20 protein-coding genes are annotated in these 17897 nt (G+C 68.1%); 13 read left to right on the forward strand and 7 right to left on the reverse strand.

What is annotated here, in order from left to right; all coding sequences use genetic code 11:
* Positions 1-2 precede the first annotated feature (2 nt).
* The 5 genes from AC1DFC_RS10530 to AC1DFC_RS10550 all read right to left on the reverse strand — a co-directional run bounded on the left by AC1DFC_RS10530 (position 3) and on the right by AC1DFC_RS10550 (position 2778).
* Positions 3-533: a F0F1 ATP synthase subunit delta gene (locus tag AC1DFC_RS10530; protein WP_007830197.1), complete on the reverse strand. Its 531-nt coding sequence runs from the start codon at positions 531-533 to the stop codon at positions 3-5.
* Positions 534-541: 8 nt separating this feature from the next.
* Positions 542-1012 (reverse strand): F0F1 ATP synthase subunit B, encoded by a 471-nt coding sequence (locus tag AC1DFC_RS10535; RefSeq protein ID WP_007830193.1) that lies wholly within the window; start codon positions 1010-1012, stop codon positions 542-544.
* Between the two features lie 81 nt (positions 1013-1093).
* Complete coding sequence (gene atpE, locus AC1DFC_RS10540; RefSeq protein WP_007830191.1) at positions 1094-1357, reverse strand: F0F1 ATP synthase subunit C; 264 nt, start codon at positions 1355-1357, stop codon at positions 1094-1096.
* Between the two features lie 61 nt (positions 1358-1418).
* A complete protein-coding gene (atpB, locus tag AC1DFC_RS10545) occupies positions 1419-2288 on the reverse strand; it encodes a F0F1 ATP synthase subunit A (RefSeq protein ID WP_007830189.1) in 870 nt (289 codons plus the stop codon).
* A 4-nt stretch (positions 2289-2292) separates the two neighbouring features.
* Positions 2293-2778 (reverse strand): ATP synthase subunit I, encoded by a 486-nt coding sequence (locus AC1DFC_RS10550; protein ID WP_007830187.1) that lies wholly within the window; start codon positions 2776-2778, stop codon positions 2293-2295.
* A gap of 157 nt (positions 2779-2935) precedes the next feature.
* Between AC1DFC_RS10550 and AC1DFC_RS10555 the strand changes: the two genes are divergently transcribed.
* The 9 genes from AC1DFC_RS10555 to AC1DFC_RS10595 all read left to right on the forward strand — a co-directional run bounded on the left by AC1DFC_RS10555 (position 2936) and on the right by AC1DFC_RS10595 (position 11698).
* A complete protein-coding gene (locus AC1DFC_RS10555; protein ID WP_478179202.1) occupies positions 2936-3829 on the forward strand; it encodes a D-amino acid aminotransferase in 894 nt (297 codons plus the stop codon).
* On the forward strand, positions 3826-4134 hold the full coding sequence (locus AC1DFC_RS10560) for a YbeD family protein (RefSeq protein ID WP_478179203.1): 309 nt from the start codon (positions 3826-3828) through the stop codon (positions 4132-4134). Before AC1DFC_RS10555 ends, AC1DFC_RS10560 begins: the two co-directional genes overlap by 4 nt.
* Positions 4135-4165: 31 nt before the next feature.
* Positions 4166-4894 (forward strand): lipoyl(octanoyl) transferase LipB, encoded by a 729-nt coding sequence (gene lipB / locus AC1DFC_RS10565; protein ID WP_478179204.1) that lies wholly within the window; start codon positions 4166-4168, stop codon positions 4892-4894.
* 7 nt (positions 4895-4901) lie between these two features.
* Entirely contained in the window at positions 4902-5903 is a 1002-nt protein-coding gene (gene lipA / locus AC1DFC_RS10570) for a lipoyl synthase (protein WP_007830183.1), read from the forward strand.
* 101 nt (positions 5904-6004) lie between these two features.
* Complete coding sequence (locus tag AC1DFC_RS10575; protein ID WP_478179205.1) at positions 6005-7375, forward strand: glycosyltransferase; 1371 nt, start codon at positions 6005-6007, stop codon at positions 7373-7375.
* Positions 7372-8148, forward strand: a complete 777-nt coding sequence (locus AC1DFC_RS10580; protein ID WP_478179206.1) for a hypothetical protein — start codon at positions 7372-7374, stop codon at positions 8146-8148. Before AC1DFC_RS10575 ends, AC1DFC_RS10580 begins: the two co-directional genes overlap by 4 nt.
* Before the next feature lie 19 nt (positions 8149-8167).
* Positions 8168-9121 carry a Gfo/Idh/MocA family protein gene (locus AC1DFC_RS10585; protein ID WP_478179207.1) on the forward strand — a complete coding sequence of 318 codons (954 nt, stop codon included), beginning with the start codon at positions 8168-8170 and terminating at the stop codon, positions 9119-9121.
* Complete coding sequence (locus AC1DFC_RS10590; protein WP_478179208.1) at positions 9118-10224, forward strand: DegT/DnrJ/EryC1/StrS family aminotransferase; 1107 nt, start codon at positions 9118-9120, stop codon at positions 10222-10224. The genes AC1DFC_RS10585 and AC1DFC_RS10590 overlap by 4 nt, the downstream gene beginning before the upstream one ends.
* A gap of 46 nt (positions 10225-10270) precedes the next feature.
* Positions 10271-11698, forward strand: coding sequence for a glycosyltransferase family protein (locus AC1DFC_RS10595; RefSeq protein WP_007830177.1), 1428 nt, complete (start codon positions 10271-10273; stop codon positions 11696-11698).
* A 15-nt stretch (positions 11699-11713) separates the two neighbouring features.
* Here the strand turns inward: AC1DFC_RS10595 and AC1DFC_RS10600 are convergent, their stop codons facing one another.
* Positions 11714-12208: a hypothetical protein gene (locus tag AC1DFC_RS10600; RefSeq protein ID WP_007830173.1), complete on the reverse strand. Its 495-nt coding sequence runs from the start codon at positions 12206-12208 to the stop codon at positions 11714-11716.
* Between the two features lie 13 nt (positions 12209-12221).
* Positions 12222-12464, reverse strand: a complete 243-nt coding sequence (locus tag AC1DFC_RS10605) for a GlsB/YeaQ/YmgE family stress response membrane protein (RefSeq protein WP_007830172.1) — start codon at positions 12462-12464, stop codon at positions 12222-12224.
* Positions 12465-12659: 195 nt separating this feature from the next.
* Here AC1DFC_RS10605 and AC1DFC_RS10610 point away from each other — a divergent pair, with 195 nt between their 5' ends.
* From AC1DFC_RS10610 to AC1DFC_RS10625, 4 genes are all read left to right on the forward strand, one after another.
* Entirely contained in the window at positions 12660-14189 is a 1530-nt protein-coding gene (locus AC1DFC_RS10610; RefSeq protein ID WP_478179209.1) for a class I adenylate-forming enzyme family protein, read from the forward strand.
* On the forward strand, positions 14186-15646 hold the full coding sequence (locus AC1DFC_RS10615) for a sensor histidine kinase (protein WP_478179210.1): 1461 nt from the start codon (positions 14186-14188) through the stop codon (positions 15644-15646). Before AC1DFC_RS10610 ends, AC1DFC_RS10615 begins: the two co-directional genes overlap by 4 nt.
* Positions 15631-16986, forward strand: coding sequence for a sigma-54-dependent transcriptional regulator (locus AC1DFC_RS10620; RefSeq protein ID WP_478179211.1), 1356 nt, complete (start codon positions 15631-15633; stop codon positions 16984-16986). Before AC1DFC_RS10615 ends, AC1DFC_RS10620 begins: the two co-directional genes overlap by 16 nt.
* A 150-nt stretch (positions 16987-17136) precedes the next feature.
* Entirely contained in the window at positions 17137-17889 is a 753-nt protein-coding gene (locus AC1DFC_RS10625) for a hypothetical protein (RefSeq protein ID WP_478179212.1), read from the forward strand.
* Positions 17890-17897 lie beyond the last annotated feature (8 nt).

Below are 17897 nucleotides of genomic sequence, written 5' to 3' on the forward strand. Positions count from 1 at the left end.
GGTCAGGCCGCCAGCGCAACTTTCATTTGTTCAAGGCGCGCTTTGACGGAGGTGTCGAGCACCTCGTCGCCGACCACCACACGAATGCCACCGATCAGTTCCGGCTCCTGCTGGACCGTGACCTGGAGCTTGCGACCGAAGCGCTTTTCGAGCGCGGCCGCCACACTGGCCAGAGCCGAGACTTCGATCGGGAAAGCGCTGTAGACCACGGCGTCGGACGAGCCGCTCTTCGCGTTGGACAGTGTCCGGAACTGCTTCGCAATTTCCGGCAGCACCGAGAAACGCCCGTTCTCGAGGAGCGCAGCCAGGAAGTTCTGGGCCATTGCGGGCAACGGCGCAGCGAATGCACCGGCGACCACGCCGAGAACCTGCTCGGCCGTAACCTTGGGGTTGTCGGCGAGCTGCTGGAGCTCCGGATTGGCCCCGATGGCGGCAAGCTTTTCGAGCCAGACGCTGGTTCCGGCGACGTCGGACGACGACGCCTTGAAAAGCGCCTCGGCGTAGGGGCGTGCAATGGTGGCGAGTTCAGCCATGGCTTCTATCAGAGTTCGGTCTGCAGGCGGGCGAGCAAATCGGCGTGAACGCCCGCATTCACTTCCTTGCGCAGAATCTGCTCTGCGCCCTTGACGGCCAGCGCAGCAACCTGCTCGCGCAGGGCTTCACGGGCCTTCAGTGCCTGCTGGTCGGCTTCGACGCGTGCGGCTGCAACGATCTTGTTGCCTTCCTCGGTCGCGCGGGCCTTGGCCTCTTCAACGATGGCCTGGGCGCGACGTTCGGCGTCGGCAAGACGCTGTGCGGACTCGTTGCGTGCCTGGCCCAATTCGGCTTCCACGCGCTTGTTGGCGGCGGACAGCTCGGACTTGGCCTTGTCGGCGGCAGCGAGGCCTTCGGCGATCTTCGCAGCGCGGTCGTCCAGCGCTTTCGCGATCGGCGGCCACACGAACTTCATCGTGAACCCGACCAGGATCAGGAACACGATCATCTGAACGATCAGGGTACCGGTAATGCTCACTTTTCACCCTCTCTTTGGGATTGAATCGAAGCCATTCGCTAGGGGACTAGGGAACGACGACGCAGGTCCGACGAGAAAGACTTACTTCGGCAGGTTGGCGATCTGAGCCAGGAACGGGTTGGCCGTTGCGAACCACAGAGCGATACCGGTGCCGATAATGAAAGCGGCGTCGATCAGACCAGCCAGCAGGAACATCTTGGTTTGAAGTTCGCCCATGAGTTCAGGCTGACGTGCGGCCGACTCGAGGTACTTGCTGCCCATGATGCCGATGCCGATACATGCGCCCACAGCGCCCAGACCGATGATCAGGCCGGCGGCCAGTGCAACAAAGCTAATAACTTCCATGATGACTCCTAGAGGACTTTGGTTGAAGAGAAAACGAAAAACAAAAAACGAAAGCGGATGATCAGTGGTGATCGTGGGCCTGGCCGATGTAGACCAGCGTCAGCATCATGAACACGAAGGCTTGCAGCGTGATGATCAGGATGTGGAAGATGGCCCAGGCCGTGCCCGCGATGATGTGGCCGATGGCCAGGCCGATGCCGGTGGCCGACACGGACCAGGCACCGCCCATCAGGGCGATCAGCAGGAAGATCAGTTCGCCGGCGTACATGTTGCCGAACAACCGCATGCCGTGCGAGACCGTCTTGGCGATGAACTCGATCATCTGCATGGCGAAGTTGAAGGGGTACAGCGCCCAGTGGTTGCCGAAGGGTGCGGTGAACAGTTCGTGGATCCAGCCGCCGGCGCCCTTGATCTTGATGTTGTAGAAGATGCAGATCAGCAGCACGGCCACCGACATGCCCATCGTCACCGAGAGGTCGGCGGTAGGCACGACGCGCAGGTAGGCGTGGTGCGGGTCTTCACCCGCGATGTGGAAGATCTTGGCCCAGATCGCCGGGAACAAATCGACCGGAAACAGGTCCATTGCGTTCAGCAGGAAGATCCACACGAAGATGGTAAGGGCCAGCGGTGCGACGAACTTGCGGCTCGTGGCGTTGTGGACGATGCCCTTGGCTTGCTGGTCGACCATTTCAACCAGCAGTTCGACGGCAGCCTGGAAGCGGCCCGGAACGCCCGACGTGGCCTTGCGTGCAGCCAGCCAGAGCAACCAGCAGCCCAGGACACCCAGAGCGATGGAGAAAAACAGCGAATCGAAGTTGAAGACCGAAAGATCGGCCACACCTGCAGGCTTGGAGCTTTGCAGATGCGTCAAGTGGTGAACGATGTATTCACCAGCGGTCTGACCATGTTCCGCAGCGTTTTCAGCAGCCATTCCGTTACTCGTCTCGTTGTTGCCGGCGCCGGGGCGAGAACATCACCGCCAACCAGGCCGCCTTCATTGTCACCACCAGGCCGATCAGCATTGCTGGCCAGCTCAGCGCCGTTATCAGCCTCGGCGCGGCGATCAGCATCGCCACGGACAAGGCCATCTTGACCATTTCCCAGAGGAAGAATCCGAACACCGCAGTGCCTGGATTCAGGGAAGAGAACCTGCCGGTCAACCCGCGTGCGAACACCGCCGCCGGAATGACCACCGCGATCGCGCCATAAGCGGCGGACCAACCCAGATTTTGCCTCCCCGTCAGTCCCCAGGCGGCCAGAGCCACCACCAGACCGACAACCAACTGCCCCGCGACCACCCGCCATGGGGAGACCGAAGGGTTCTTTGCCCGCAGTTCACGCGCCTCATCGGCGGTCAACGGCTTGAATTCTGCGTCGAGGTCTTCAGCGACCTCCGAGTCTTGACGGGCGATTTTTTTCATTTCGAATGAAGCCCGGATGACGACCCAGAATTTCTACAAAGCCATTGATTATAAGTAAAAACCCAGCCTGTCCCGCCACCCGTGCTGCCGCGCATGCAAATCGATGCCGCATTCCCTGACGCGAACCCGACGCGGCGCACGCAACCATAATTCCGGCATGCACCCTATCACCGATGCCCTGCCCGCCACGCTTTGTTACCTCGATGGCGAATACACCGCCCTGCGCGACGCGAAGATCAGCGTCCTCGACCGAGGCTTCATTTTCGGCGACGGCATCTACGAATACGTCCCCGTCTACTTCGGCCAGCCCTTCTGCTTCGAGGAGCACATGGCCCGCCTCGACCGCTCGCTCGCCGAACTGCAGATCGAGAACCCGCTGTCGCTCGCGCAGTGGCGCGAGATCGTGATGCGGCTGGTCGCGCCCGGCGGCAACGCCCCCCAGTCCGTTTACTTTCAGGTGACGCGCGGCGTGGCCCCGCGCGACCACGCGATGGTGCGCGGCATCCGCCCGACGGTGTTCGTGATGGTGAACCCGCTGCCGCCCATCTCCGATGCCATCCGCGCCAAGGGCGTGGCCTGCGTCACCGCGGCCGACTTCCGCTGGCAGAAGGCCCACATCAAGAGCACCAGCCTGCTGGGCGCCGTGCTTGCGCGCCAGATCAGCGTGGAAGCCGGCGCGACCGAGACCATCATGTTCCGCGACGAATGGCTCAGCGAGGCCTCGTCGAGCAACGTGTGGATCGTGAAGGACGGCACGCTGGCGGGCCCGCCGAAGAACAACCTCGTGCTGACCGGCATCCGCTACGGGCTGCTCGAGCGCCTGTGCAAGGCGCAGGGCATTGCGTTCGCGCTGCGCCCCATCTCGCGCGACGAGGTGTTCGCCGCCGACGAGCTGCTGATCTCCTCGGCCAGCAAGGAGCTGCTGCCCGTCGTCAGCCTCGACGGGCAGGCTATTGGCAATGGCCGCCCCGGCCCCATCTACCAGAGCTTGTATGCGGCCTACCAGCAGGCCAAGCAACACAACGCACAGAAACACGGAGCCCCGGCATGACCGACAACACGACCACCACCGACACCACCGCGATCCCCGATCCGCGCAAGGAATCGCTGATCGAGTACCCCTCGCCGTTTCCGATCAAGGTGATGGGCGCCAAGGTCGACGGCTTCGTGCACGCCGTCACCCAGATCGCCGAGCGCTTCGACCCCGCCTTCGACGCCACCACCGTCGAGCTGCGCGACAGCAAGGCCGGCAACTACCTCGGCGTGACCATCACCGTCACGGCCACCAGCCGCGAGCAGCTCGACGACATCTACCGCGCGCTGTCGGCGCACCCGATGGTCAAGGTCGTGCTTTGACCCCCGTGCCGTCCGCACGGCGAACCACGCCATGACAGGCACCGCCGCCATCGTCCCCGCCATCGAGCTGCGCCCGCTGGGCCGCGTCGATTACGCCGACACCTTCGCGGCAATGAAGCAGTTCACGCAGGAGCGCACAGCGGACACGCCCGATGCGCTATGGGTTTGCGAACACGCCCCGGTCTTCACGCAAGGCATTGCGGGCAAGCAGGACCACATCCTGAACCCCGGCGCCATTCCCGTCGTGCAGACCGACCGCGGCGGCCAGGTCACGTTCCACGGCCCCGGCCAGGTGGTGGCCTACCCGCTGATCGACCTGCGCCGCGCGGGCTACTTCGTCAAGGAATACGTCTATCGCATCGAGGAATCGGTGCTGCGCACGCTGGCTCATTTCGGCGTCACCGGCCACCGCGTGGCGAGCGCACCGGGCATCTACGTACGGCTGGACGACCCGTTCTCGCACGCGATGCTGAAAGCATCGCCTTCAAACGGTTCGGCGCTGGCCGGCCCGCTGCCTGCGGGCGACCCGTTTCGCGGTCTCGGCAAGATCGCCGCGCTGGGCATCAAGGTGAGCCGCCACGCCACCTACCACGGCGTGGCGCTCAATGTCGAGATGGACCTCGAACCCTTCTCCCGCATCAACCCATGCGGGTATGCGGGGCTGCAGACGGTCGACCTTTCTACAATCGGCATCCAAACCACATGGGAAGAAGCCGCCACGGTGCTGAGCCAGAAGCTCGGCGCCTTCCTCGCGCCTTGACACACCAATGAGCACCACAGAAGTCGTCCGCGACGCCCAAAGCGCCGAAAACTACAACCCGCTGGCCAAGCAGAAGGCCGCGGCCAAGCTCTCGCGCATCCCCGTCAAGGTGGTGCAGCAGGGCGAGGTGCTCAAGAAGCCCGAGTGGATCCGCGTCAAGGCCGGCAGCCCGACCACGCGCTTCTACGAGATCAAGCAGATCCTGCGCGAGAGCAACCTGCACACGGTCTGCGAAGAGGCCTCGTGCCCGAACATCGGCGAATGCTTCGGCAATGGCACGGCCACCTTCATGATCATGGGCGACAAGTGCACGCGCCGCTGCCCGTTCTGCGACGTGGGCCATGGCCGCCCCGACCCGCTCGACAAGGACGAGCCGCTCAACCTGGCCAAGACCATCGCCAAGCTGCGCCTGAAGTACGTGGTGATCACCAGCGTCGACCGCGACGACCTGCGCGACGGCGGCAGCCAGCACTTCGTCGACTGCATCCGCAACATCCGCGAGCTCTCGCCGACGACGCAGATCGAGATCCTCGTGCCCGACTTCCGCGGCCGCGACGACCGCGCCCTTGAAATCCTCAAGGCCGCGCCGCCCGACGTGATGAACCACAACCTCGAGACCGCGCCGCGCCTGTACAAGGAAGCGCGCCCCGGCAGCGACTACCAGTTCAGCCTGAACCTGCTGAAGAAGTTCAAGGCGCTGCACCCCGACGTGCCGACCAAGAGCGGCATCATGGTGGGCCTCGGCGAGACCGACGAGGAGATCCTGCAAGTCATGCGCGACATGCGCGCGCACGGCATCGACATGCTGACCATCGGCCAGTACCTGTCGCCGTCGGGCTCGCACCTGCCGGTGCGCCGCTACGTGCACCCGGACACCTTCAAGATGTTCGAGGAAGAGGCCTACAAGATGGGCTTCAGCCACGCGGCGGTGGGCGCGATGGTGCGCTCCAGCTACCACGCCGACCAGCAGGCAGGACACGTTCTGGCCGGCGCGCCCTCGCTCGATTGAACGCCGCGGCGACCGTCCCAGCGGCGGACGCGCCGCAGTCAGGCAGGCCCCTGCACATCCTGCTGGCGATGTGCTATCTCGTGCATCGCACGGGGGCGGAAATGTTCACCCGCGACCTGGCGCTGTGGCTGCGCCGCCGCGGCCACGCCGTCACGATCTTTGCAACGGCCTTCGGGGACATGGCCGACGAACTGCGCTTTGCCTCGATTGCCTGCGTCACCGAACTGAGCGACATTGCGGCGCGGCCGGACGTGATCATCGGCAACACGCACCACGAGACGGTTCGCGCGCTGCTGCATTTCCACGACGTGCCGGTCCTCACGATATGCCACGACCGAAGCGCCGAACACGGACGCCCGGCGCAGTTCACGCAGGTCGTATGCCATGTGGCCGTCGACGAGAACTGCGCCGAGCGCCTGGTGCACGAGTTCGGCATCGCGCGCGAACGCATCGAGCTGATCCAGAACGGGATCGATCTTTCGCGCTTTCCGCGGCGCGGCGGGCTGCCGGCCCGGCCCCGGACGGCGCTGGTCTTCAGCAACTACGCCTCGCACGACGCGCAGCTCGAGGAAATCCGCGCCGCCTGCGTGCAGCGCGGACTGTCGCTGGACGTGATCGGCAGCGGCACCGGCAACCACCTGCCCGACCCGGCCGAGGCACTCGGCCGCTACGACATCGTCTTCGGCAAGGGGCGCTGCGCCACCGAGGCGCTGTGCACCGGCAACGCGGTGGTGGTGCTCGATCCGAGTTCGGGCATGGGCGAGATGGTGACGGCGGCCACCGTGGCCCACGCGCGGCGCTGGAATTTCGGCCGGGCGCTGCTGATCCGGCCGATCACGCGGGAGAACGTGGGCGCCGAACTCGATCGATACGACGCCGAGGATGCGGGCAAGGCCGGCGAATGGATGCGTGCGCATGGCGGCCTCGACGCAACGCTCGGCGCGCTTGAGCGCTGCGCGCAGCGCATGGCCCTGCAGCACCCCGTGATCGAGGTGCCCGCAAGCCAGCGCGCGAATGAGGTGGCCCGCTATATGGAGGACTGGATCCGGCGCGGCAACCCGTCGGCGGCGCATCTGGCTGTTGCGTCCTTGCAGCAGCACATCGGGTGGATCCAGCAATCCTTCAACGACCATCAACGCATGCATCAGGCTCGAATCGACGCGCTGCAGGCAGAGCTGCAACGCCAGGCCGAAGAGGCACGCCGGCGGACGGAGCTCGCCGCCATGCAGGCCGCAGCGCAGCTCGCCATGCAGACCGCCGCGCAGGCCGTACAGGCGGCGCAGGCGTCGCAATCGAACGCCGATTGCAACGCACGGCTGGCCGAAGCCGAGCAGCAGACCCGGCAGGCGCGCACCGAACTCGCCCTGCTCCAGGCACAGCTGCGCGAGGTCTACGCCAGCCGTTCGTGGCGTGTGACCGGACCGCTGCGGCGGGTATCAACCCTCGTCCGGCCCGGCGGTCCGCGCGCATGAAGGCGCTGGTGATCGCCGCCCATTCGGGGCACGAACTGCTGCTGTGGAAGTGGCTGCGCAACGAGCGGCCGGACTTCGTGGTGCTGACCAACGGCGCCGGTTCGAGCGGCGTGCCGCGGCTCGAACCGACGATCGACAACCTCGCACGCGCGGGGGCCCGCTGGATTGCGGATGTGGTGCAGCCGGTTGCCGATGCCGACATCTATCGGGCGCTGCTCGAAGGCGACACGCGCCTGTTCACGCAGTGGGTCCACGCCTTGACGACGCACGTCGTGGAGCAAGGCATCGACTGCATCGTTGCCGATGAAGCCGAGGACTACAACCCTTCGCACGACCTGTGCCGCCTGCTGGCCAACCAGGTCGCCGCGCACGCCGTGGCGCGCGGCCGCACGGTCGTATCGCTCGGCTATCCCACCGTGGGCCATCCGAGTCCACCGGCACGGCTGGCTTCCGAGCGCCATGTCATGGTCGAGCTCGACGGCCCCGAGTTGCAGGCCAAGCTCGACGACATGCACGGTTACGCGCACAGCTTCGGCGGCCAGCTGGAACGCGAGCTGGCGGGCTTCATCGCCGAGTTCGGCGCCCAGGCTTACGGCCGGGAATGCCTCTTCGCCGCGCAGCCCACGCGCTATGAACTGGCGGAGGCGCCCGCCACCAAACCCGCCTTCGAAATCTTCGGGGAGGAACGCGTCGCGGCCGGCGTCTACAAGCACGTCATCCGCGGCGCGCATCTGCAGGCCGTGGCGGATCGGCTGCGCGACGCGACGCGATGACACATCCATCGATGCCTCGATGACCTTCACGACGCCAGCCAGCGACGACAGCACGACCGCCATCGCCGCCGATACGGCAGCCGCGAGCCCGGTCGACGCCGCACTGGCCCATGCGATCGTGGGCCTTGGCCGCTTCGGCAGCATCCACGCCCGAAAACTCCTCGCCCTGCGCGGCTTCCAGCTGCGTGCCCTCGTGGATTGCTCGTCGTCGGCCCGCGCCGGCGCAGAACTCGCGGCGCTGCCATTGCTGTCCAGCCTTGACGACCTGCCGCCGGGTATCGCGTCGGCCACCGTTGCCACCAGCGACGACGCGCACGCCGAGCTTGCCCTGTCGTTGATGCGGCGCGGCTGCCACGTGCTGGTCGAAAAGCCGCTTTGCATCGACCGGCACGACGGTGCCCTGATGGTCCGCACGGCGCGGCAATGCGGCGTGACGCTGAGCACCGGCCACATCGAGCGCTTCAACCCCGTGTTCGGCACCGTGCTCCTCGCCCGGCTGCGCAATGCCGCGGCAAGCCACCGCCAGGACCAGCGTCCGTTCATGCGGTTTCGCCGCTATTCGACGCGCGTTGCCATGGCCAGGGACAGCGTGCTGGACCTGATGGTGCACGACCTCGACCTGTTCGCCTGGCTGTGCGCGATTCCCGCGGAAGCGCCAATGGAAGTGCTCGCACGGCACATCGACGTGCACAGCGTGCGTGCGCGCGTGCGGCTGGGCACGTTGGTCGCCGAATTCGAGAGCGGCTACGCCAGCACGCCGGCGATCGCTCGATTGCAGGTGTGCGACGGCCACCGGGAGCAGTTGCTGGACCTGCGCAGCGGCGCGCGTTCGACGACGACGACCAGCGACGACGCCCTGGCACGTCAGTACCACGGCTTCAGGCGCGCCATCCTGGGCCAGGCCAGCCGCGTCGCGTCGGGTGCCGATGGCCTGGCGGCCGTGACCCGGGCTTGCCAGGTACTGCACGCATGAAGATCCCGCTGTTCCGGTCGGCCGCATCCACCGAACCGAGAGCGGCGCACCTGGCCCAGTCCCTCGCCGCAGTGCTGCGCAGCGGCGTGTACATCCTCGGTCCGCAGGCCGAGGCTTTCGAGGCACGGCTGTCCGGCCTGCTGCAAGGCCGCGAGACCGTGGCCGTGGGATCGGGCTCCGAAGCGCTTCTGCTGGCCTTCAAGAGCCTCGGCATCGGAAGCGCGGGCGGAGGGGACGCGCTGGACGAAGTCCTGCTGCCGAGCTACACCTTCGTCGCCTGCGCGGAAGCGGTGCTCGCTGCGGGCGCGCGGCCGGTCTTCGTCGACAGCGCGCCGGACGACTTCCTGCCGACGCTCGCGCATTTCCGCGACGCCCGCACGCCGCGCACCCGCGCAATCCTCGCGGTCGGCCTCTTCGGCGACCCGAGCGGCCTGCCCGAACTGGCCGCCTACTGCCGCGACGAGAAGCTGTGGCTGGTCGAGGACGTAGCGCAATGCCTGGGCGCCCATGCCGCCGGCACCTGGGGCGACGCCGCGGCGATGAGCTTCTATCCGACCAAGACCCTCGGCGCCGCCGGCGACGCCGGTGCGCTGGCCTTCAAGGATCCGCAGCATGCCCGCAAGGCGCGGCTGCTGCGCAACCACGGCTACGCCGACGGCCGGCACCACTGCCTCGGACACAACAGCCGCATGGACGAATTGCAGGCCTGCCTGCTCAATGCCGCGCTGGATGACTTTCCGGACAACATCGCGCGACGGCGCGCCATCGCAGCGCGCTACATGGCGGCCTGGGCGGACTGTCCGATCGGTTTGCCGCGAGGCTCGGCGGGCCACGCGTGGAACTATTTCGTCATCACCCTGCCCGGCCCCCGCGAACGCGCGGCCTTCGCGGGGCGGCTGGCCGCATCAGGGATCGCCACCCGGGTCTACTACGAGCAGCCGCTGCACCGGCACGAGGCGCTGCGGCCCTGGCATGGCACCCGCGCCCTGCCGCACAGCGAAAAACTGGCCGGCTGTTCGCTCGCATTGCCGCTCTATCCGATGCTTGGCGACGAGGAAATCGAGTACATCATCGGCGTCGTACGGCAAGCTTCCGGCGCATAGCGGCGGCCAACGCCGCGGGACCACATCGAAAGGGAGAACGGATCAGATGGCCACCATCCTGACCACGCTGGCCACACGCCCCGTCGAGGGCCTGGTCGAGAACCACGCAGCCTATGCGCGCCGGTACGGCTACGCGCACCGCATCGCCGACAGCACCCATGTGTGGGGTCCGCGCCAGCCGGTCTTCTTCCGCTACCACGCGATCTACCAGCACCTGGCGCAGGCCGACGAGGGCAGCCTGCTGCTGGTACTCGACCAGTTCGCTGTCGTCTACTGGCCCCGACCGCTGGAAGAGGTGTTCGACGGCATCGACGCGCTGGTCTGCGCGCAACCCGACGACGACGCGCTCTGCAACACCAGCATGCTGCTGCTGCGCAACACGGCCGCGGTGCGCGAGCAGGTGCGCCAGTTGGTCGACCATGTCTCCCATTGGGCAGTGCGCATCCTGGAGGACAACGAGCAGCCCGAGAACGCGCTGGTCGCCCGTGTCTTCCCGCCCCGCCCCTGCGCCCTTCCCCTGCTCAACGGCATCCACGCCAATGTGCAGGCCAACTGGCCCGCGGGCAGCTACTACGAATCGATCCAGGGTGTGCGCCCGCTGGTGGCCAGCGACGCGCCCACCTGGCGCCGCGCAGGCGCCGGAAACCAGTGGACGCCGGCGCTGGACTACGACTTCCGCGGCGTGCAGAACCTCGTGGAGGACGCCGCGGCCCTGGCCGCCGACGAACGCCCGCCCTTCCTCTTACTCGCCGGGACCACGCCCCCACCCGAGGACGACCTGCACCTGAACCCCGGCGCGCGCATCGCCTTCGTCAGCATCTACACGCACCACATCGCCAGCTACGGCCGCATCCACGAAGAAAGCCTCGCGCGCTACTGCCTGCGCCATGGCTACGGCTACCACCTCTACCGCAAGGTGCCCGGCTTTGCCAACGGCCTGACAGGCTCGTGGGCCAAGCCGCACGTCATGCGGCGCCACCTCGCGGAGCACGAGTTCCTGCTGTGGATCGATGCGGACATCCTGGCCATGAACCAGTCGCTGCGCATGGAGCCGCTGGTCGACGGCCGGCAGGCGCTGGTGGGCAACGACCACACGGCCTGGAACATGAACTCCAGCGTGGTCGGCGTGCGCAACACGCCCGCGATGCACGCGCTGGTGGAAGACGTCTGCCGGCAGATCGAGGCCGCGCCCGACCGCTCGTCGGTGCACGCCAACGGCGGCGACCAGACCTACTTCGCGAATGTCTTCAATGCCCACGGCCTCGTCACCGAAGCCCAGGTGGTGGACACGCTGTCGCTGGACGCGCCCGCGATCTACGCGACCGCCGACAGCCACTTCGTGCATTTCCCGACGCAGCTGACGCCGCAGCGTGCGGCATCCATGCATTTATGGAACCGGCGCAGCCTGGCGCGTGATGCGTACGAACGCGGCGGCGACACGGCGCAGCCCGACACCACTGCGTCGTCCCGCTGACGGGGCCGCGCAGCCTCAACCGCGCGTGGCGTTCTCCTTCATCTTCGCCAGCGCGATGGCAATCGCCGCGCCGCCCAGTGTCTTGATCAGCCCCGAGTGCTGCGCATAGAACCGGCTCACCTCGTCGATCACGCCCGCGTGCTGCTGCTCGGCATGCGCGGCAATCTCGGTCACCTGCGCAGGCGACAGCTGCGAGGCCTGGTCGGGCGTGACCTGCGTCTGCCCCGGCTGCAGCATGCGGCCGAGCACGCCGCCGGCCAGCGCCGAGGCCGCTGCCGGGCCCAGCGTGGCCAGGATCTGGTTGAGCACGCCGGCCTGCTGCTGCGGCGACGACTGGCCGAACAGCTTGCCCACCATGTCGCCGAAAGGCGGCGTCTGGTCGGATCGCATGGCCGCGGCGAGCCCCGCACCGACTTCGTCGGTCGATGCCTGCTGCGTGACCTTGTCGAGGTGGGCCTCGGGGCTGCCGTTGCCGCCGATGGCCTGCTGGAGGATGTCGAGTAAACCCATGGAGATCTCCTTGTTACCGGGCCACGAGATGCCAGACCCCGAGCAGCAGGGCCGCGCCGATCACCGAGGCGATGAAGCCGGCGCCCGCGCCCGCAGCGTACAGCCCCAGGGCCTGTCCTGCATAGGTCGCCACCAGCGACCCGGCAATGCCCAGGACCACGGTGAGGATGAACCCCATGGAGTTGTTGCCCGGAAGGATGGCGCGGGCGATCAGCCCCGCGATGAAGCCGATCAAGATGGTCCAGATGATGTGCAAGAGAGACTCCCTGTCTGTTGAAAAAAGATGATGCGGGATCGTTGCCCGCCCATCCTGAGCGCGGCCTGACGGTATGCCCTCCGACAGCCGCGCGGTCGCCAAGGAGCTGGCCGAAAGCGGCAGCATTTCGCTATCCTGCCGGTTGCTCAAGAAGAAGGAATGACCTTGCAAACGCACCCTGCCGTTCAAGCCGAAATGGAACGCAATTTCGGCGCCATTGCCGATCTGGTCCACCTCCATGCGCAACACACGCCCGACCACGCCGCGCTGGCCGATGCCGGGCGCACGCTGGACTACCACGCACTCGACGCGCTCATGGACCGCGTCGCGGCCAGCCTGCAGCGCGACGGGCTCCAGCCCGGCGATGCCATCGCCATCTGCGCCTCGTCGTCGGTGAACTACGCGGCGGTGTTCCTGGGCGCGCTGCGCGCGGGCGTCGCGGTGGCCCCGCTGGCGCCCGGCTCCACGCCCGCCAGCCTGGCCCGGATGATCGAGGACGCCGATGCGCGCATCCTGTTCAGCGACGCCTCGGCCGCCGAGGTGATCGGCCCCGCGAAGGAAGGCGGCATTGCACGCATTGCGCTCGACGGCTCGAACGTGGGCCGCGACTTCGAAGGCTGGCTCGCGCCGGCAGGTGTGCAGCCCAAGGCCGTGGAGACGCAGCCTTCGTGGCCCTTCAACATCATCTATTCGTCGGGCACCACGGGCGAGCCCAAGGGCATCGTGCAGGGCCACGGCATGCGCTGGGCCCACGTACAGCGCGGCGCCAAATACGAATACGGTCCCGACACCGTCACGCTGCTGTCAACGCCGCTGTACTCCAACACCACGCTGGTGGTGTTCTTCCCCACCATCGCCTTCGGCGGCTGCGTGGTGCTGATGCCCAAGTTCGACGCGCTCGGCTACCTGCAGCTGGCCGAGCAACGCCGCGTGACGCACACCATGCTCGTGCCGGTGCAGTACCAGCGGTTGATGGCGCATCCGCGCTTCGACGCACACGACCTGTCGTCGTTCCGGTTCAAGTTCAGCACCAGCGCGCCCTTCAACGCCGCACTCAAGGCCGACGTGCTCAAGCGCTGGCCCGGCGGGCTGATCGAGTTCTACGGGATGACCGAGGGCGGCGGCACCTGCATCCTGGAGGCGCACCTGCACCCGACCAAGCTGCACACGGTAGGCCAGCCCGCCGAGGGCAGCGACATCCGCCTGATCGACGAGGAAGGCAACGAACTGCCGCGCGGCAACACCGAGGTGGCCGGCGAGGTGGTGGGCCACTCGGGCGGCATGATGACCGGCTACCACCGCCAGCCCGAGAAGACGCGCGAGGCCGAATGGTTCGACGCCACCGGCAAGCGCTTCATCCGCACCGGCGACATAGGGCGCTTCGACGCCGACGGCTTCCTCACGTTGTTCGACCGCAAGAAGGACATGATCATCAGCGGCGGCTTCAACATCTACCCGAGCGACCTCGAGGCCGTGCTGCGCGGCCATGCGGCGGTGGCCGACGTGGCGGTAATCGGAGTGCCGTCGGAGCAATGGGGCGAAACGCCGGTGGCCTTCGTGGTGCGCCGCGAGGGCGACAGCACAACCGAGGACGCGCTGCTGCAATGGACCAACGCCCAGCTCGGCAAGACGCAGCGCCTGGCACGTCTCTCCTTCATCGAGGAGCTGCCGCGCAGCGCCATCGGCAAGGTGCTCAAGCGCGAACTGCGTGAACGCGGTGGATGAAATCCCTTCGCGGTCAGCTGGTCTTTTTCTGGATGCTTCTGTTCGGCATGTGCGCCGCACTGGCCGTGGTGATGCTCACGCTCTACCGCAGCAGTGCCGGCGCGCAGGTGGCTGCGGGGCGCGCTGCGACCGAGCAGTCGTGCCGCGCGATCGCGGCGCGCTATGCCAGGTCGGCGGCCGCACCTTCCTCGGCGCAGCCGCAGGTCGATCTGCTGCAGGTACTGCTGCAGCTGGTGCTGATCGAGGCGCCCCATGTCGAGGGCGGCGTGTGGCAGGCCGCCGGCGGCCAGTTGGCCTATGCCTACCCCACCTACGAAGGCAGCGGCGTCAAGCGCGACGTGCCCGCGGCCGAGCAGCCGCTGATCGCCGAGATGGCACAGCTCGCGACGCGCACCCGGCAGCCGCAGACCGATGTGGTGCGCGGCAGCCGTGAGGCGCTGATCGTCTCGGCCTGCCCGCTGGCCGCGCCGGGCAACGACCTGGCGGCGTGGACCATGACTCGCACCAGCAGCGGCGCGCTGGCCGCGCAGGACAGCCTGCGCACCGGCCTGGGCGTCCTGCTGGCGCTGGTGCTGGCATCGGGCCTTTGGCTTGGCTTCATCCTTCGACGCGGACTGCGCCATGTGCAGCGCCTCGAAACCCGGCTCGCGCAGGCCGATGCGGACGGCGATGCCATGCCCGAGCTGCCGCGCACCGGCGTGCACGAACTCGACCGCATCGTCGACGGCTTCAACCGCTACCGCCTGCGCTTCGAGGAGGCGCGCATGAACGTGCGGGCGGCCGCTCAGCAGCACAGCCGCGACCAGCGCCTGGCGGCGCTCGGCCGCATGACCGGCGGCATCGCCCACGAGATCCGCAACCCGATCGCCACGATGCGGCTGAAGGCCGAGAACGCGCTGGCCGCCGCGCCCGAGCGGCAGGGCCAGGCGCTGCAGGTCATCGTCGGGCAGATCGACCGGCTCGACGGCCTCGTGCAAAGCCTGCTCGCGCTGGTGCAGCCGGTAGCCCTCGCACCGGCCGAGGTGGCGCTTCATCGCTGGCTCGAAGAGCGCGTGGCCGCCGTCGCGCCGAAGGCAGCGGCAGGCGGCGTGCAGATCTCGCTGCATCACGACTTGCCCGCCAGCGCCGTGTTCGACCCGGTACACCTTGCGCGCGCCGTCGACAACCTGCTCGACAACGCCGTGCGCCATGCGCCGCGCGGCGGCCACGTGGTGCTGGCCGTCGTGCAGCCCGATGCGCGCATGCTGCTCATCCGCGTGGACGACGACGGCCCGGGCGTACCCGAACCGCTGCAGGCCAGCCTCTTCGAGCCCTTTGCCACCGGCCGCGCCGACGGCACCGGGCTGGGCCTGGCGCTGGCACGCGAAGTGGCGCTGGCGCACGGCGGCGAGCTGCATCATGTTCCCATGCAACCGGGCACCCGCTTCGAACTGGAGCTTCCGTGGCGCACCTCCTGATCGTCGACGACGACAACGCCTTCCGCGACACGCTCGCCGAAACGCTGCAGGGCCTCGGCCACTGCGTGGTGGCGACGGCCAGCGGCGCCGAGGCGCTGGAAACGCTGTCGTCGTCGCGCGAGCGCTTCGACGCCGTGTTCCTCGACCACCGCATGGCCGGCATGGATGGCCTGCAGACGCTCGCAGCCATGCAGGCCAGGCTCGTGCGCCTGCCGCCGGTGATCGTGCTCACGGCGTTCGCGAGCGCGGGCAACACCATCGAGGCGATGCGCCTGGGCGCCTTCGATCACCTGGCCAAGCCGATCAGCCGCGAGGCGGTGCGCGAGGTGCTGGAACGCGCGCTGCAGCAGCCCGCGGCAGCGTCGCCCTCCGGTGTGCCGCAGGACGGCGACGGCAGCAACCTGATCGGCCCGAGCCACGCGATGCGCGAGGTGCACAAGCGCATCGGCCTGGCCGCCGCCAGCGCGATGCCGGTGCTGGTCCTCGGCGAAACCGGCACCGGCAAGGAAATGGTGGCGCGCGCGCTGCACCGCCATTCGGCCCGAGCCGACCGGCCCTTCGTAGCCGTCAACTGCTCGGCGATTCCGAAGGAGCTGCTCGAAAGCGAACTCTTCGGCCACGTGCGCGGCGCCTTCACCGGCGCGAGCGGCGAACGCCCCGGCTGCTTTCGCGCGGCCGATGGCGGCGTGCTGCTGCTCGACGAGATCGGCGACATGGCACTGGACGTGCAGGCCAAGATCCTGCGTGCGTTGCAGGAGGGCGAGGTTACGCCGCTGGGCAGCCACCGGACGGTGAAGGTCGACGTGCGCGTGATCGCCGCGACGCACCGCGACCTGGCCGCCGCCGTGCGCGAGGGCCGTTTTCGCGAAGACTTGCTGTACCGGCTCGACGTGCTGTCGATCCGCATGCCGCCGCTGCGCGAGCGGCTGGCCGACATCATCCCGCTGGCCGAGCACTTCCTGCGCCGCGCGGCCGCATCCGATGCGCCGAAGGCGCTGTCGGCCGAGGCCGCGCAACGGCTGCTGAGCCACCCATGGCCCGGCAACGTGCGCGAACTGCGCAACGTGATGGAGCGCTGCCATGCGCTGGTACGGCACCGCGTGATCGGCGCGGCGGACTTGGCCATCGGCCCCGGGGCCGCGCCACGCGGCGAAGCGCCCGGCACGGTGCCGGCCGAGTGGCTCGAAGGCGAACTGCCCGCCGCCGTCGAAAAGCTCGAGCGCCTGCTGATCGCCCACGCGCTGGCCCAAACGCAGGGCAACCGTGCCGAGGCCGCACGCCGCCTGGGCATTCACCGTCAATTGCTCTATCGCAAGCTGACGCAGTACGGGATCGACTGAGACGAAGCGTCCGGAAAGCGGACGCATGGTGTCCCCGGATCATGCGGCCGCCGCCCGCACGGTGCGCGCAAGTCGTTGATTTCAAAGGGTTCATGCGCTGGCACGTTGTGTGAGATGTCCTTGGGGTCTCCATTCCACAAGGAACCGCTCATGACCTCCCGCCTCGCCCTCACCGCCGCCTGCCTGCTGGCCGGCAGCGCCGCCTTCGCCCAGCTGCCACCCGCGCCGCCGCACGGACCCATGCCCCCGCCGCACGGCGCCATCGCATTCCAGGCCGGGATGGTTGCCACCGGCCGCGTGCAGCAATGGCTGATCAACCCGAACGGCGAGGCCGATGGCCTCTTGCTTTCCGATGGCACGCAGGTCGCCTTTCCACCGCACCTCTCGGCCGCCATGATGCAGATGCTCAGGCCCGGCGACACGGCGCAGGTCAGCGGCTGGCGCGCCCCCAGCGTGCCGGTGGTGCGCGCACAGACCATCGGCGCCAACGGCCGCAGCGTGGCCGACCAGCCGCCGATGCCGGGCATGGCCCCGCCGCCGCTGCGCGACCCGGGCACGCTCGTGGCCATGTCGGCGGGGGGCCGCATCGAGCGCCTGCTGTACACCGACCGCGGCGACGTGCACGGCGTGGTGCTCGCCGACAAGACCATCGTGCGCTTCCCGCCGCACATCGGCGCGATGTACGGCGCCCAGCTGCAGCCCGGCGCGCAGTTGCATGCGCGCGGCTGGGGCACGCGCGGCGCACAAGGCACCGCCCTCGAAGCGACGAGCCTCGGCCCGACCGCCGACACGGTGCGCGAAGTGTTCGGCGGGGCCGGTGTCCCCTGGGGTCCGCGCGGCGCCGGTCCCATGCCGCCCGCCGCGCCGATGATGATGCCGCCCCCGCCAGCGCCCGCTTCCTGATCCCCGCA

The organism is Variovorax sp. 10L421 (genome assembly GCF_056395365.1).